Source organism: Azorhizobium sp. AG788, assembly GCF_004364705.1.
Classification (GTDB): domain Bacteria; phylum Pseudomonadota; class Alphaproteobacteria; order Rhizobiales; family Xanthobacteraceae; genus Azorhizobium; species Azorhizobium caulinodans.
In genome coordinates, this window is the sequence record NZ_SOBM01000008.1 from 238,241 (window position 1) to 253,295 (window position 15,055).

The following is a 15,055-nucleotide window of genomic DNA, read 5'->3' on the forward strand; positions in this document are numbered from 1 at the left end:
CTTATGCCTCATCTCGAAGGCCGACGAGGCGTTGGATCGGGGCTGGCCGGCCCGAATCCCTGTCCACACCCGGACACAGGGCTCCGTCCCGCGTCGCGCGCATCATATGCATGCAAACAAAGCGACTGTGTCCGGGCGGGTTTCACCTTATGCATCTGGCGCAGGGATGCTTCCAGTTTGGTGGTGTTCCGCTATGGGTTGCGACGGTTTCGCGCGGCGGCGACACGGTTTTGCCGCAGGTGCGAACGCGCGGGAGCCTTTATGCTCCTTCACGCCTACTCGAGACGCCTGACATCAGGCCGTCACGATTTCCGGCGACGGGTTCTGGCCGGCCCTGACTCGGCGCCGGGCCTCTGGCCTGAAACAAAATCAAAGACTTATCCGATCCAAACTTGGACTGCCCGCTAATCAGGCACGCTCCCGATGAGGGCGGCCGCGTTTTGCGGCACCGCAAGATGTATCTGCTCACCACAGAGGCATTGGTAAACAGATTCACTCCATTTCTGCTTATATGCGGGGCATGCAATGCTGCAATGCATCACCACATCTTGGGCGCAGGCCTCGGCAGGCGTATCTAGCTCCCCAGAACACGACGCAAGACGCGGACCCCAAGGGTTCGCGCAAGGAGACTGAAAATGATCATCTGGGGTTTCATCGCTCGCCAGGTTCGCCGCTGGAACGCTTACAACCGCACCATCGCCGAACTCTCTCAGCTCGACGACCGTACGCTCGGCGACATCAACGTGTCCCGCAGCGAGATCCGCGCCATCGCCCGTAACGCCGCCCTCATGGTGGCCTGAGCGATCTCCACGGAACACCCTACCGGCGCAGATGCGTCGGCAGGTTGCGGTGAGCGTACCGAACGTGGCCCCTCCGGGGGCCATTTTCGTTTGTGGCGGCGCCATTGTGCCCGCCCCTCCCTTGAAGCGCGCGGCCGGATCGGGCACACAACGCGCCTTGGATTTCCGACGGGCGCCGCGCGAGCGCACTGACCGCCTGCCCGCAGGCCGGTCTGTGAACGCGCTCCAAGCCGGGCCTGACCCGCCCGCCCGTCCTGCCCGCTCAAGTGAGGATGCATGAGCCAGACGTCCCTCCAGCCGGTCCATGTGGTCGGCGGCGGCCTTGCCGGTTCCGAAGCGGCCTTCCAGCTCGCCGAACGCGGCGTGCCGGTGGTGCTGCACGAGATGCGCCCGGTGCGCGGCACGGAGGCCCATCACACGGACGGCCTTGCGGAACTCGTCTGCTCCAATTCCTTCCGCTCCGATGACGCCCAGACCAATGCGGTGGGCGTGCTGCACGCGGAGATGCGCCGCGCCGGCTCGCTCATCCTGCGCTGTGCCGATGCCAATCAGGTGCCCGCCGGCGGGGCGCTGGCGGTGGATCGCGACGGTTTCTCGCAGGCGGTCACCGCCGCTCTGGCGGAACACCCCCTGGTGGAGATTCGCCGCGAGGAAGTCACCGCCATCCCGCCGGAGGAGTGGGACAACGTCATCATCGCCACCGGCCCCCTCACCTCGCCCGCGCTCGCGCAGGCGGTGCTGGAGCTGACCGGCGAAAGCGCGCTCGCCTTCTTCGATGCCATCGCCCCGATCGTGCATCTGGACAGCATCGATTTGTCCAAGGCCTGGTTCCAGTCGCGCTATGACAAGGTGGGCCCCGGCGGCACGGGCGCGGATTACATCAACTGCCCGCTGGACAAGGATCAGTATGAGGCCTTCGTCGATGCGCTGCTGGCGTCCGAGAAGGTGCCGCTGCGCGATTTCGAGGCCAAGACGCCCTATTTCGACGGCTGCCTGCCCATCGAGGTGATGGCCGAGCGCGGCCGCGAGACGCTCCGCTTCGGGCCCCTGAAGCCCGTCGGCCTCACCAATCCGCACAATCCGGATGTGAAGCCCCACGCCGTCATCCAGCTCCGGCAGGATAACAAGCTGGGCACGCTCTATAATCTGGTCGGCTTCCAGACCAAGATGCGCCATGGCGAGCAGGTGCGCGTGTTCCGCACCATTCCCGGCCTTGAGAATGCGGAATTCGCCCGGCTCGGCGGCCTGCATCGCAACACCTATCTGAACTCGCCTCGCCTTCTTGACGGCACCCTGCGCCTGAAGGCCGCGCCCCGCCTGCGCTTCGCCGGCCAGATCACCGGCTGCGAGGGCTATGTGGAAAGCGCCGCCGTGGGCCTCATGGCCGGCCGCTTCGCGGCCGCAGAACGCCGGGGCGAAGCCCTCGTGCCGCCGCCCGCCACCACAGCCCATGGGGCGCTCCTCGCCCACATCACCGGCGGGCATATCGAGACGGTGGATGCCGGCCCGCGCTCCTTCCAGCCCATGAACGTCAATTTCGGCCTGTTTCCGCAGCTCGACGTGAGCCCCAAAGGCGCCGACGGCAAGCGCCTGCGCGGCTCGGAGAAGACGCTCGCCAAAAAGCGCCTGCTGGCGGAACGGGCACTTTCCGACATGAGCGCGTGGCTCGACACGCCCGCCGCGGCGGCGTAAGAGGCGCCATGCCGAGGCTGAAACGCTCCGTGCCGCCGGTCGAACACCAGGCGGACCCTTCCCGCTTCACCGTGGACACGGTGCTGAAGCGCGACGTGTTCTCCACCGTCGAGCGCGGCACCTGGACCGACCGCGCGGGAGTGGCCCACCCCGCCGTGCGCCGCCGCTGGAACGAGGTCTCTCCCTGGTTCGCGCTGCTCGCCGCGCGTCTCGCCGCCCATGAGGTGAATGCACTGGAAAAGGTGCAGTCCACCGGCGTCACCACGCCGCTGCTCGCCGTGGGCAAGCGCTTTCTGGTGCGCGGCTGGATCGAGGGCGTGCCGCTCCAGATCGCCCGGCCCACCGGCGATCTGCACTTCTTCACCTCCGCCCGCGAGGCCCTGCGCACGCTCCATCGCGCCGGCTATGTGCATAACGATCTCGCCAAGCAGCAGAACTGGCTGCGCGGGGCGGATGGCGAAGCCTGGCTGATGGATTTCCAACTGGCCATGCCCTTCAGCCGCCGCTCCAAGATCGGCCGCGTGCTCGCCTATGAGGACCTGCGCCACCTGCTGAAGCACAAGCGCACCTATTGCCCCGAGGCGCTCACCGCCCGCGAGCGCACCATGCTCGCCACCAAGAGCCTACCCACCCGCATCTGGATGGCCACCGGCAAGCGCGTCTATCGCTTCGTCACCCGCAACCTCATGTCCTATTCGGACACCGAGGGGCGCGGCCCGCGCGTCACGCAAGTGGCGCCCCGCATCGCGGACGCGCTGAAGGCCCATCCGGCAGTGGCCGATGTCCATATGGCCGATTTCCAGACGCTGGGTGGCAAGGTGGGCCTCTATGCCTTCGTAGAACCCAAGGCGCCCGTGACCGTCGAAGTCCTGCGCGAGCATCTGGCCCAGGCGCTGCCGGACCGACCGCACCTCGACCACCTCCAGATCGTCTCCCGCCTGCCCCGCGCAACGGATGGCACCGTGCGCGACGACCTGCTGCTGCTGGTCGCCCGCAACCAGATCGAGATGCTGGATGCGTTGGCGGGCGATGATGACACCCGCACGCTGGTGGCCGACATCGCGCGCGGCCGCCTCAATCTCACCGACCGCATCACCCGCCCGGCCGCCTGACGGACAAGCGCGCCCTCAGCGCGTGCGCGCGGAGGCCCGCCAGAGTGTCCACTGCCGGCGCAGGGCGGAGAGGCCGCCGACGCGGGCGAAGGGGTCGCGCAGACGCTCCAGCGCCTTCAGATCGCCCGGCACGAGCGCGAGGGTGAGAAAGGCGGGCGCCAGCGCGGGATCGAGCCCAACCAGCGCCTTTTCCGCCTCGGCCAGATGGCGCGCGGCCTGCGTGCGCAGATCGGCCAGCGTCGCGAGGATGCCAGGCGTCGGCTTGCGGGCCACCACCTCGTCGCGGCTGGAGCCATGGCGCTTCAGCACATCGAGCGGCAGGAAGCACTGCCCGCGCGCCGCATGCACCGGCAGGGCCCGCATCAGGCCCGTCAGCGCAATGGCGACCCCTCCGTGCCCGCAGGCATTGGCCAGAGCCGGACGCGGGCCGCCGCCGAGGATATGGGCGGAGAGCTGGAGCAGCGCCGAAGCGGTCTCGCCCGCATAGCCCTCCAGATCATTCATGCTCGGCATGGGGTCGTCATAGAGATCGAACACCCGCGCCTCGATGAGGTTCAGCAGCGCGCCGCGCGGCAGGCTGTAGCGGCCGATGGTGCCGAGCAGGGCGCTCGCCACCGGATGGCCGCCCACTTCGCCGCGTCCGTGGCCCTCGATCAGTTCGCGCCACCATTGCAGGCGCACCTCTCCGGGCAGGGCTTCGCGCACGACCTCGCGCACACGGGCGACTTCCACGTTGAAGGCATAGAGGGCGAACAGGTCCTGCCGCTTGTCTGCCGGGGCGAACAGCGCGGCGAGGAAGCGGTCGCGGTCCTGCGCCCGCACGAGATCGGTGCAATAGGCGTAGTCGCTCGCCGCCGCCGGCGTGGCGGCGAGGGCGGGCGGAACGCCGAAATCAGGCGGCAGGCTCATGAACGAGGCCCCCGGTCACAGGGCAACGAGCCCCGCCCCCACCAGCCGCCCTTCCCCGAGCAGCACATTGTAGGTGGCGGCGGCGGCAGAGGTCGGCATGAGTTCGAACCGCAGGCCCGCCTCGCGCAGCAGCGCCTTCAGCGGCTCCTTGAGGATCGCCGGGTCCTTGCCGGTGCCGAGGAACAGGAGCTCGAAGCGCTCCGCCTCGGCGAGGATGGGCGCGAGCGCCGCCGCGTCGATGTCGGCGAAGCGCTCCACCGTCCAGGGCCGGATTCCGCTCGGCAGAGCGAGGATCGACCCCGGATGGGACATGTTGTGGAAGTGGAAGAAGCGCGGGCCGTAGCCGTCGATCGGCACCTGCCGGGGCAGGAAGGGCGAACCGTCGGGATCGACCATGCCGCGCGCCTCCTCAGGCCTTGGCGGGACGCGAGGCGTCCTTGCTCTCCCCGCCCTCTTCCGCAGCCTCCTTGCCCACCACGGTGGACGAGCGCAGGCCGAGATGGATGAGGATGGGCGCGGCCACGAAGATGGTGGAATAGGTGCCGATGATGACGCCCACGGCCATGGCCAGCGAGAAGCCGCGCAGCACCTCGCCGCCGAAGATATAGAGCGCCATGGTGGCGAGGAAGGTGGTGAGCGAGACGATGATGGTACGCGAGAAGGTCGCGTTAACCGCGATGTCCAGCAGCTCGGGCAGCGGGATCTTCTTGTAGCGGCGCAGCATCTCGCGGATGCGGTCGTACACCACCACCGTATCGTTGAGCGAATAGCCCATGATGGTGAGGATGGCGGCGATCGACGTCAGGTCGAAATCGATCCCCAGCGCCGAATAGATCAGCAGCGTGACGAAGATGTCGTGCGCCGTGGTCACCAGAGCGCCGACGGCGAACTGCCACTCGAAGCGGAACCACAGATAGATCAGAACCACCACCGCGCCGAGCACCAGCGCGAGGATGGACTGGCGGACCAGCTCGGACGACACGCTCGGGCCGACGGTCTCCACGCGGCGGACGGTGAAGTCCTGGCCGAGCGCGGTACGCACCTTGTCCACGATGGCCTGCTGGCCGGCGTCGTCGGCGCCCACGCGCCCGACGCGGATCAGCACGTCGCGGGCCGAGCCGAATTCCTGGATCTGCACATCGCCGAGATCGCTGTCGGTGAGCTGCTCGCGCAGCACGCTGAGATCGGCGGCCTGCTGGGACGACTGGGCCTCGATAAGCGTGCCGCCCCGGAAGTCGATGCCGAGGTTGAAGCCCACGGTGACGAACATCGCCACCGCCAGAAGCGTCATCAGCGCGGAGAGCGGGAAGGTCACGCGGCGCAGCCGCATGAAGCCGATGTTGGTATGCGCCGGGAGGTAATTGATCAAAGGCATGGGCGGCGCACTCTCAGATGGGCAGCTTGGCCGGACGCCGCCACTTCACCCACAGCGCGATCATCAGGCGCGTCAGCGTGTAGGCGGTGAAGACGGTGGTCAGGAGGCCAAGGATATAGGTGACGGCGAAGCCGCGCACGGGGCCGGAGCCGCCAAGCAGGAACAGGATGACCGCCGTCGCGAGCGAGGTGAGGTTCGCGTCGAGGATGGTGCCCAGCGCGAAGGAGAAGCCCTTGTCGATGGCGGCGATGGCCGAACGGCCCTCGCGTGCCTCGTCGCGGATGCGCTCGAAGATCACCACGTTCGAGTCCACGGCCATGCCGATGGTCAGCACCACGCCCGCGATGCCCGGCAGGGTCAGCGTGGCGCCCAGCAGCGACTGGAGGGCGAACATCAGGGTGATGTGGATGGCGAGCGCGACCAGCGCGAAGGCGCCGAAGAGGCCGTACACCGCCAGCATGAACACCGTGACGAGAGCCGCGGCGACATAAGCGGCGGTCTTGCCGGCCTGGATCGAATCCTGGCCGAGACTCGGACCCACGGTACGCTCCTCCACCACCTTCAGCGGCGCCGGCAGCGCGCCGGCGCGCAGCAGGATGGCGAGGTCGTTGGCCTGCTGGACGGTGAAGTTGCCGGAAATCTGCCCCGAGCCGCCGAGGATGGGTTCGCGGATCACCGGCGCGGAGATCACCTGATTGTCCAGCACGATGGCGAAGGGCCGGCCCACCGCTTCCTGCGTGGTGGCGGCGAAGCGCTTGGCACCGTTGTTGTTGAAGCGGAAGGTGACGATGGGCTGGCGGGAGTTCTGGTCGAAGCCCGGCTGGGCATCGGTCAGGTCCTCACCGGACACACGCACCTGCTTCTCCACCAGATAGGGCGCGCCCTCGGCGGACTGGAGCACTTCGGATTCCGGCGGCGGACGGCCTTCCATCGCCTGCTGCGGCGACATGGACTGGTCCACCATGCGGAACGACAGCTTGGCGGTCTGGCCGAGCAGCGCCTTCAGGCGCTGGGGGTCCTGCAGACCGGGGACCTGCACCAGGATGCGGTCGGCGCCCTGGCGCTGGATAGTCGGCTCCACCGTGCCGAGCTGGTCGATACGGCGGCGGATGATCTCGATGGACTGGTCCACCGCGGAGCGCACGCGGGCATTGATGCCGGCTTCGGTGAGCGAGACGGTGATCTGGCCGTCGGCGCCGGAAGAGACGGTGATGTCGTTCTCGCCCGTATTCCCGCCGAGGAAGGCGTTCACCACCGGAGTCGCGAGCTTGCGCAGCTCGGTCAGGGCGTTCTGGGTGTCGTTAGGATCACGCAGGCGCAGCTGGATGGTGGTGTCGCGGATGGCGAGGCCGGTGTAGCCGATCTTGGCATCCCGCAGCACGCGGCGCACGTCGTCGCGGACCTGCTCCGCGCGCTCCTTGCGCACGGCAGCGGAATCCACTTCCAGCAGGATGTGACTGCCGCCCTGGAGGTCGAGGCCGAGCGTGACACGGCTGTTGGCGAGCCAGGACGGCAGGTGTTGGAGCACCGATGCCGGCAGCAGGTTGGGGACGGCGAACAGGATTCCGAACGCTGTGACCAGGAGGATCAGCGCCGTCTTCAGCCTGGAGAAGTGCAGCATCGTCTCTGTCTTGTTCTGGCGGGGGGCGGCGGCGTCAGGCCGCCGTCTCGTCCTTGGCCGGCTCGCCCTTGGAACGGACCACGGCAATCTGGGAGCGCAGCTGGCGCACCTTCACATTGTCGGCGATCTGCATCTCGATCTCGGCGTCATCGACCACCTTGACCACCTTGCCCACAAGGCCGCCGTTGGTGATGACCACGTCGCCGCGGCGCAGCGAGTTCACCATCTCTTGATGGGCCTTCGCCTTCTTCTGCTGCGGGCGCAGGATGAGGAAGTACATCACCACGAAAATCAGCACGAACGGCGCGAGCTGAATGAGCATGTCGGCCCCGCCGGCAGCCGGTGCGGCGCCTTGAGCGAAAGCGGGCGATATGAACATTGTGTCCTCGTTCTCTTCTGAAGGGAGGGATGGGTCCAATCCACGACGGACGCCCGTGCCGAAGCGGCGGGACTATACCGGCGGCGCCCGCGAATGCAAACGCGCCTGTGGGCGGCGTTTGATGCACTTGACCCGGTGCGGAAATAAGGCTCCCAAGATGGCGCCCGTTCCAAGGGGGAGCGGCGCCACGGAACGATGGACCCATGCGGCACAGCAGGATCTTGGCGGATGTCGGCGCGGCCCTGCGCTTCTACTCGCGCATTCCCGTTCCCGCCGGCGCCGCCGAGGACGCCTTCGCGCCGCCGGACCTGAAGCGCATCGCCTATGCGGTGCCGCTGGCCGGTGCCGTCATCGGCCTTGCCGGCGCAGCGATTCTCATCGGCGCGCACGCCCTCGGCCTGCCGAACCTCGTGGCGGCCATCCTCGCCGTGCTCACCTGCGTGCTGCTGACGGGCGCCCTGCACGAGGATGGGCTCGCCGACACGGCGGACGGCTTCGGCGGTGGCGCGAGCCGCCTGCGCCGCCTTGAAATCATGCGCGACAGCCGCATCGGCTCCTATGGCGCCTGCGCGCTCGTCTTCTCTCTGCTGCTGCGCGTCGCGCTGCTGGATGGCCTGCTCGCCCTCTCCCCAACCCGCGCCGCCCTCGCGCTCATTGCCGCCGCGAGCCTGTCGCGGGCGGCGGGGATGCTGCTGCTGGAATTCCTGCCGCCCGCACGCGCCGATGGGGCCTCGGCCGCCGCCGGCCAGCCCGGTGCGGACGCGGCGGTGCGCTCTGCCCTCGTGGGCGCGCTCCTCTCCACCCTGCTGATCGTGCCGAGCACCGGGGTCGGTGCCACGCTGATGGCGCTCGGGCTCTCCGTGCTCACTCTCTTCGCCATGACGCGGCTCTCCAACCGCCTGATCGGCGGCCAGACGGGGGATGTGGCCGGCGCGGTCCAGCAACTCTGTGAGATTGCCTTCCTCATGGGCGTGCTTATCTATGCAAGGCCGCACTGAAGCAGTCCCATGACCGAGAGCCAGAGCCCCATCGCCTCCCCCTGCATCAAGGTCTGCGTCGTCGATCCGCTCACCAGCGTGTGCGTGGGGTGCGGGCGCACGCTGCAGGAGATCGGCGGCTGGCTCGGCATGTCGGAGGAGCGCCGCGCCGCCGTCATGGCCGCGTTGCCCGCGCGCCTCGCCCGGCTCCAGCCGCGCAACCCAGACGCCATCCCGGACTGAGGCATGGGTCGCGACCGGCTGCTCTGGCTCCTCCTGGCCATCCTCCTCGGCGGCCTTCTCATCCTCGCGCTGAACCATGAGCAGGGCGAGGTCGCCGGTCTCTCGCTCGATCGGTTCGGCTCCCTCATCTATCTGGCGCCGCTGGGCCTCGTGGTGGGCGCCGGCATCCTGACCATGGCCCGCCGCAGCCTCGGCGAGACGCTGAGCGCCGTCGCCTTCTGGCTGATGCTCGTGGCGGTGCTGGCCGTCGGCTACACCTATCGCGATCCCCTCCAACGGGTGGCGGAGCGGGTCATCGGCCAGCTCGTGCCGGGCTATGTCATTGCGGTGCCCGGAGCCGCCAACGTGGTCGAGGTCGCCCGCGGGGCGGACGGCGACTTTGCCGTGCGCGTGGGGCTCAATGGCGCGACGGTGCCCATGCTGCTCGACACCGGCGCCTCGTCGGTGGTGCTGACCCAGGAGGCCGCACAGGCGGCGGGCATCCCCCTCGACCGGCTGAAATATGACGTTGCGGTGGACACCGCCAACGGCCGCACCCGCGCGGCAGCCGTGACGCTGGACCGCGTCAGCATTGGCAGTATCGTTGAATATAAGGTTCCGGCGCTTGTGGCTCCCGCCGGAATGCTGCGCACACCCCTCCTCGGGATGAGCTTCCTCTCCCGTCTGGAGGGCTTCGAGGTGCGCGGTGACAGGCTTGTGCTGCGGGGCCCGGGGGAGACGAAGACCAGATGAGCTCAAGCCCGCTCTCCCGCACGCCGAACGAGGCCGAGCGCCGCGAGGAGCGGGCGATCCTCATCGCCATCCTGCTCGATCTGAGCCTCGCGGTGCCCTACACGGTGACCGCGCTCATCATCGGTTCGCTGTCCATGCTGTCCGACGTGCTGCGCGGCTCGCTGCTGCTGGTGGTGGCCATCGTCTCCTGGCAGACCCTGCGCGAACTGCACCGGGGCAAGGTCGCCTCCTACGAATATGGCATTGGCAAGCTGGAACGTGGCATCGGCCTGCTGGTGGGCGCCCTGCTCATCTTCGCCGCGGGCTTCATCGCCTATCAGGCCCTCACCGCCGGCGGCGGCGAGCCGAAGACCGGCTTCTGGGCCGTCGCAGCCATCGTCATGGTGATCTACAATTTCATCGTGAACGTGGGGCCGATCATCCCGCTCTGGCGTGCCACCAAGGCCGGCGGTTCCATGATCGTGCAGGCGCAGCTCCGCGCCCATATCGCCAAGGCGGTCGCCTCCTTCCCGGTGGTGGTGTGCGTCATCATCGACGCCCTGTCGAGCGATCCCTATGTCGCCCGCATCGCCGACAGCATCGGCGGCATCATTGGGGCGGCCTTCATGACCTTGGTGGGCGCCCAGATGGTCCGCCAGGCCCTGCCCGATCTCCTCGACCGCTCGCTGGCCGAGCCGGTGCAGATGAAGGTGAACCGGGTTCTGGCGGCCTTCTTCGATGAGTATGACGCCCTGCTTGGAATCCGCACCCGCAGTTCCGGCAATGTCGCCCATGTGGAGATCACGGTGGGCTTCGACCCCGCCCGGACCATGGCGGAAGTGTCGGACGTGCTCGCCCGCATGGAAGCCCGCCTCAAGACCGAGATCCCGGACGTGGACGCGGTGCTGATCGCCCGTGCCCACAGCGAGGATGATGCGGCTCCCGCCCCGATGGCGGCGACCGCCTAAAGCATCTCCAGGCTGCGCTTGCGCTTGGGCGGCGGGAAATCGCCGTCGATATCGGCAAGGTCATCCGCATCCAGCACGAGATCCCGCGCCGCCACGTTCGCCTTCACGTGATCAAGGCTCGCCGCCTTCGGAATGGCGATCACGTCCGGCCGCCGCAGCACCCAGGCCAGCGCCACCTGAAACGGATCGACACCATGTTTCGACGCCACGCGGCCGAGCGCACCGCCCCGCGGCAGGCGGCCCTGCTCGATGGGGCTGTAGGCCATGGTGGGAATGCCGTGCTCCTGCTGGAACGGCAGAAGGTCGAACTCCGGCCCGCGCCGGGAGGGATTGTAGAGGATCTGGTTGACGGCGCAGGCGCGACCGCCCGCATCCAGCAGTTCCTCCATGTCGTCGGTATCGAGGTTGCTCACGCCCCAGTGGCGGATCTTGCCGGCCTTCTGGAGGGTCTCGAAGCCGGCGATGGTGTCCTCGAACGGATGGCTGCCGCGCCAGTGCAGCAGATAGAGGTCCAGTCGGTCGGTGCCGAGCCGGCGCAGGCTGCGCTCGCAGGCGGCGATGACGCCGGAGCGGCTGGCGTTGTGCGGATAGACCTTGCTGACGAGGAACACCTGCTCGCGGAAACCGTCCTTCAGCGCGGCGCCCACCAGTTCCTCGGTGCGGCCGTCACCATACATTTCGGCGGTGTCCACGAGCGTCAGGCCAAGCTCGATGCCGGCACGCAGCGCGGCGATCTCGTCGGGGCGGCGGGCGGGCTGCTCGCCCATGAACCAGGTGCCCTGCCCCAGCGCCGGCACGGTTTCCCCGCCCGGCAGCGTCACGGTCTTGGCCATTCTCGCCCTCCCTTAACTGGACGGCGGACGTTAAAGGCGTTCGCCTGAGAGCGGAACTCCGCCGGCGGCGAAAAAGACCTGTGCCGCCGCGAGAAAGACGCCCCGCGCGGACGCGGGGCGGTCCGGCTCAGATGTGGCCGAAGATGTGGCTGAACTCGTAGGCCGTCTGCTGGATCCCGCTGCCGAGGGGCGAGACGGTGCCGACCGTGCTGCCGTTGTCCCGTCCGACCGACCAGATGGACAGGCCGGAGATGTCTTCATTGCCCTGCGCATAATCCAGCAGCTGCTGGGCGTCGCTGAGCGTGAACACCTCGCTCTGCACATCGTTCATGCCGACCATCACCGTGACCCCGAGCTTGGCGTCGAGACCCAGCGTATGCATCTGGGCCAGCGTCGCCTGTGCGGCGGAGATGGCGTCGGTGCCCATGTCGCCACTGTCGACGGAAGCGCCGTAATCCATCGCCATGATGTTGACGGTGTCGATATGCACGCCGTCCGTCAGGGCCTGTTTCAGCAGGTTGAGACCATCGTTGGTGAGCCCCGTGGGCAGCACCGGCAGGGTGAAGGAGACCTTGAGGTCCGGATTGGCCGCCTCCAGCGCGACCAGGGCCTGATCGCGCAGGTGGTTGGCGGAGGTGTTGGCGATGGCGCCGCCCTCGATGTCGAAATCAATCTTGTTCACATGATAGGTGTCGAGCACCGACTGGTAAGCGGCGGTGAGCTTGGTGGCGCTGGAAAAGGTGAGCGCCGCCTCCTGACCATTGGCGCCGCCAAAGGAAATGGTGATGTCCCCGCCGATGGCCTGAACGGCGGCCACCTGCTCGTGGATCGACGAACCGCTGGGCAGTGTGTCGTTGGCCAGCGTACCGACGCCGCCCCAGCCCAGCGTGTCCGTGCCGGAGCTCAGCACGAAGGCGAGCGTGAAGTCGGTGACGCCGGACGCCTTGGCGATGGACAGGAGATCCTGGCTCGTCGACAGCGACATGTCGATGTAGGGCGAGTAGGTCTGCTTCAGCGTCGAGGTGTGGGCCGGATCGGTCGTCACGGAGATGGGGACCGCCGCCGGGGAGTGCCCGGCCTCGTCCACCGCCACCACGGTGAAGCTGTAAGCGGTGGACGCGCCGAGGCCCGTCACCTTGTAGGACGTGCCGCTGGTGGTGCCGATCAGCGTGCCGTTCTCGTAGATCTCATAGGCCGAGACGGTGCCAGCGCCGTTGATGACCGCCTTGTCCCAGACCAGCAGGGCCGAGGTGTCCGACACATTGGTGGCGAACAGGTCCGCCGGGGCGGACGGCACCACGGGCGTGGTGTCGAGATGACCGACCAGCGTCCACACCTGTCCCGATCCGTCGCCGCCGTTATGGGTGCTCGGATCGGTGCCCTGCGTCCACCAGTGCGCTTCATAGACATTGTTGCCGACCGCGGCATGGTCTCCGCCCTGATAGACCTTGGAGGCACTCCAGGCCTCCGCATAAAGGGCGGCATCACCCCCGGACGTTCCGCCGCCGGATGTGCCCCCTGTGCTGCCGCCGGTGCTACTGCCGCCCGTCGAGCCACCGCCCGTCGAGGTCGAGCCGCCGGCCGAGGAACTGCCGCCACCGCTGGTCGAGCCGCCCGTGGAGCCGCCCGACGTGCCTGAGCTGCCGCCGCTGTGGCCGGACAGCGCCGTCGTCCATTCCGCCAGCGCGGAGCCGTCCTTGGCCACGATGTTGGCGAGCGAGAGTTCGGAGAGCGTGACGCCGGTCAGCGTATAGGTCTGGCTGTTCGAGGGAATGGCTATGACCACGGAGCCATTCACCTCGGAGACGGTGAAATTGTCGGCGGAGAGCCAGCCGAAATCGAGCTTGTCCAGCGCGGTGTCGAAGTTCAACGCCGTGTGGGTGCCCCAAGCCCAGGAAATGGTGGTCACGGTGGCAAGACCATCGCCCACATGGCCGGTGCCACCGGACGATCCGCCCGACGTGCCGCCGTCCGTCGTGCCGGAGGCGGACGAGCCGCCGGTGCTGCCACCCGTGCTGGTGCCGCCGGACGTTGCGCCCCCGGACGTTGCGCCGCCCGAGGAACCGCCGGAGCCGGCCGAAGCCCCTCCCAGCGCCGTGGTCCACTCGGTGACCGCGCCGCTGTCGTTGGCGACGATGTTGGAGAGCGAGAGTTCCGACAGCGTGACGCCGGTCAGCGTGTAAGTCTGGTTGTTGGTGGGAATGGAGATCACCACCGACCCGTTCACCTCGGAGACGGTGAACTGGCCCGCTTGGAACCATCCGAAATCCAGGATGTCCGACGCGGGATCGAAGGCGATCACGCTGTTCGTGCCCCAGGACCAAGTGATCGTCGTGGTCTTAGCCATCGTCCACCCATCTTTGACGCATTACCCAGCGTCCGACCGCACGGACGCGAACGGTAGCTTGATGGGTGCTCGCGGGCGGTGTCCAATGCGTTTGTGGCAAGCCGCGATGAGCGGGCTGCATCGGACCCGGCCCGAACCGGCGGCGGGCGGCGGCAGAGGCAAGGGGCGGATCTTGATCGAACTGAAGCGGCTGCGGCAGGTGGTGGCACTTGCGGACAGCGGCAATTTCGCCCGGGCGGCACAAGCCCTCCACATGTCCCAGCCGGCGCTCAGCCGCAGCATTCAGAATCTGGAAAAGCAGCTCGGCGCCCCGCTGTTCGAGCGTCCCCCACGCGAGATTCGGCCCACCTCCCTCGGCGCGCTCATCGTCGAGGAGGGGCGCGAACTCCTGCGCCGCGCGGCGGCCCTCGATGCCGCGATTGCCGATCACCGTGGCCTCAGCCGGACGGTCGTGTTCGGCTCCGGGCTTTATTCCAATGTCACGCTCGTGCCCCGCGCCATCGCCGCTTTCGCCGCGCAGCAGCCGGACGTGCAGGTGAAGGTGATGGCCGGCGGCTGGCGGGACTGCCGCGACCTGCTCGAGCGCGGGGCCATGGACTTCTTCATCGGCGAGCGCACGGATGACGAGCACGCCGAGGCCTATCGCGAGCGGCCGCTGCGCGAGCGGCAGGGCTGTGTCGTGGTCCGCAAAGGCCACCCGCTGTGCGCCCTGCCCGCCTGCACGCTGGCAGATATCGCCCAATATCCCTTCGCGGGCGCTCGCCTGCCCGAGCGGATCGCCCGGCACTTTCCGCGCAAGGCGAAGCTCGGGCGACCCGATGCGGGCGGCAAGCTGCTGGTGCCGCGGTTCGAAGCCTATTCCTGGACCGCCATCAGCGCGATCGTGCAGGACAGCGACGCGGTGGCATTCGGGAGCGCGTCGCTGGTGGCGGAGAGTGGCGGCGCTCTCGTGTGCCTCGACGTCGTGCTGCCCTGGCTGCGCTATGTGGGCGCCGTGGTCTGGCGCGCGGAGCGCGGGCTCTCCTCCAGCGCCCAGAGCTTTGCCGACGTGGCCATCGAGATCGATGCAACGCTGCCGGACTGACCGC

Annotated in this window: 15 protein-coding genes; 8 read left to right on the top strand and 7 right to left on the bottom strand. The window is 68.2% G+C overall.

Annotation, left to right across the window (positions count from 1 at the left end; translation table 11 throughout):
• Window positions 1–635 precede the first annotated feature (635 nt).
• From DFO45_RS21085 to DFO45_RS21095, 3 genes are all read left to right on the top strand, one after another.
• A complete protein-coding gene (locus tag DFO45_RS21085) occupies window positions 636–800 on the top strand; it encodes a DUF1127 domain-containing protein (protein WP_012171412.1) in 165 nt (54 codons plus the stop codon).
• A 276-nt stretch (window positions 801–1,076) separates the two neighbouring features.
• The gene (gene trmFO / locus DFO45_RS21090; RefSeq protein WP_133866404.1) at window positions 1,077–2,492 is read left to right on the top strand and encodes a methylenetetrahydrofolate--tRNA-(uracil(54)-C(5))-methyltransferase (FADH(2)-oxidizing) TrmFO; all 1,416 of its coding nucleotides are present in this window, start codon (window positions 1,077–1,079) and stop codon (window positions 2,490–2,492) included.
• 8 nt (window positions 2,493–2,500) lie between these two features.
• Window positions 2,501–3,604 carry a serine/threonine protein kinase gene (locus tag DFO45_RS21095; protein WP_133866405.1) on the top strand — a complete coding sequence of 368 codons (1,104 nt, stop codon included), beginning with the start codon at window positions 2,501–2,503 and terminating at the stop codon, window positions 3,602–3,604.
• Window positions 3,605–3,619: 15 nt separating this feature from the next.
• On the opposite strand, the gene DFO45_RS21100 is transcribed toward DFO45_RS21095, so the two are convergent.
• Genes DFO45_RS21100 through yajC form a run of 5 tightly spaced genes read right to left on the bottom strand, consistent with a single transcriptional unit; the run spans window position 3,620 to window position 7,888 of the window.
• Window positions 3,620–4,513 (bottom strand): phytoene/squalene synthase family protein, encoded by an 894-nt coding sequence (locus tag DFO45_RS21100; RefSeq protein WP_133866406.1) that lies wholly within the window; start codon window positions 4,511–4,513, stop codon window positions 3,620–3,622.
• Window positions 4,514–4,528: 15 nt separating this feature from the next.
• Window positions 4,529–4,909: an Mth938-like domain-containing protein gene (locus DFO45_RS21105; protein WP_133866407.1), complete on the bottom strand. Its 381-nt coding sequence runs from the start codon at window positions 4,907–4,909 to the stop codon at window positions 4,529–4,531.
• Window positions 4,910–4,922: 13 nt separating this feature from the next.
• Entirely contained in the window at window positions 4,923–5,888 is a 966-nt protein-coding gene (gene secF, locus DFO45_RS21110; RefSeq protein WP_133866408.1) for a protein translocase subunit SecF, read from the bottom strand.
• Window positions 5,889–5,901: 13 nt separating this feature from the next.
• Window positions 5,902–7,509 (bottom strand): protein translocase subunit SecD, encoded by a 1,608-nt coding sequence (secD, locus tag DFO45_RS21115; RefSeq protein ID WP_012171418.1) that lies wholly within the window; start codon window positions 7,507–7,509, stop codon window positions 5,902–5,904.
• Between the two features lie 34 nt (window positions 7,510–7,543).
• On the bottom strand, window positions 7,544–7,888 hold the full coding sequence (gene yajC / locus DFO45_RS21120) for a preprotein translocase subunit YajC (RefSeq protein WP_012171419.1): 345 nt from the start codon (window positions 7,886–7,888) through the stop codon (window positions 7,544–7,546).
• Between the two features lie 203 nt (window positions 7,889–8,091).
• Between yajC and cobS the strand changes: the two genes are divergently transcribed.
• From cobS to DFO45_RS21140, 4 genes are read left to right on the top strand one after another with little or no spacing between them, the layout of a single operon-like run.
• Window positions 8,092–8,886 carry an adenosylcobinamide-GDP ribazoletransferase gene (cobS, locus tag DFO45_RS21125; RefSeq protein WP_133866409.1) on the top strand — a complete coding sequence of 265 codons (795 nt, stop codon included), beginning with the start codon at window positions 8,092–8,094 and terminating at the stop codon, window positions 8,884–8,886.
• 9 nt (window positions 8,887–8,895) lie between these two features.
• On the top strand, window positions 8,896–9,108 hold the full coding sequence (locus DFO45_RS21130) for a DUF1289 domain-containing protein (protein ID WP_133866410.1): 213 nt from the start codon (window positions 8,896–8,898) through the stop codon (window positions 9,106–9,108).
• Window positions 9,109–9,111: 3 nt separating this feature from the next.
• The gene (locus tag DFO45_RS21135) at window positions 9,112–9,840 is read left to right on the top strand and encodes a TIGR02281 family clan AA aspartic protease (RefSeq protein ID WP_133866411.1); all 729 of its coding nucleotides are present in this window, start codon (window positions 9,112–9,114) and stop codon (window positions 9,838–9,840) included.
• Window positions 9,837–10,787 carry a cation transporter gene (locus DFO45_RS21140; RefSeq protein WP_133866412.1) on the top strand — a complete coding sequence of 317 codons (951 nt, stop codon included), beginning with the start codon at window positions 9,837–9,839 and terminating at the stop codon, window positions 10,785–10,787. Before DFO45_RS21135 ends, DFO45_RS21140 begins: the two co-directional genes overlap by 4 nt.
• Here DFO45_RS21140 and DFO45_RS21145 read toward each other — a convergent pair.
• Both DFO45_RS21145 and DFO45_RS21150 read right to left on the bottom strand, forming a co-directional pair.
• Window positions 10,784–11,620, bottom strand: coding sequence for an aldo/keto reductase (locus tag DFO45_RS21145; RefSeq protein ID WP_133866413.1), 837 nt, complete (start codon window positions 11,618–11,620; stop codon window positions 10,784–10,786). The genes DFO45_RS21140 and DFO45_RS21145 overlap by 4 nt on opposite strands.
• 127 nt (window positions 11,621–11,747) lie before the next feature.
• Window positions 11,748–13,967 (bottom strand): fibronectin type III domain-containing protein, encoded by a 2,220-nt coding sequence (locus tag DFO45_RS21150; RefSeq protein ID WP_245518213.1) that lies wholly within the window; start codon window positions 13,965–13,967, stop codon window positions 11,748–11,750.
• A gap of 172 nt (window positions 13,968–14,139) precedes the next feature.
• On the opposite strand from DFO45_RS21150, the gene DFO45_RS21155 reads away from it, so the two are divergent.
• On the top strand, window positions 14,140–15,051 hold the full coding sequence (locus tag DFO45_RS21155; protein WP_166657204.1) for a LysR family transcriptional regulator: 912 nt from the start codon (window positions 14,140–14,142) through the stop codon (window positions 15,049–15,051).
• Window positions 15,052–15,055: the final 4 nt, after the last annotated feature.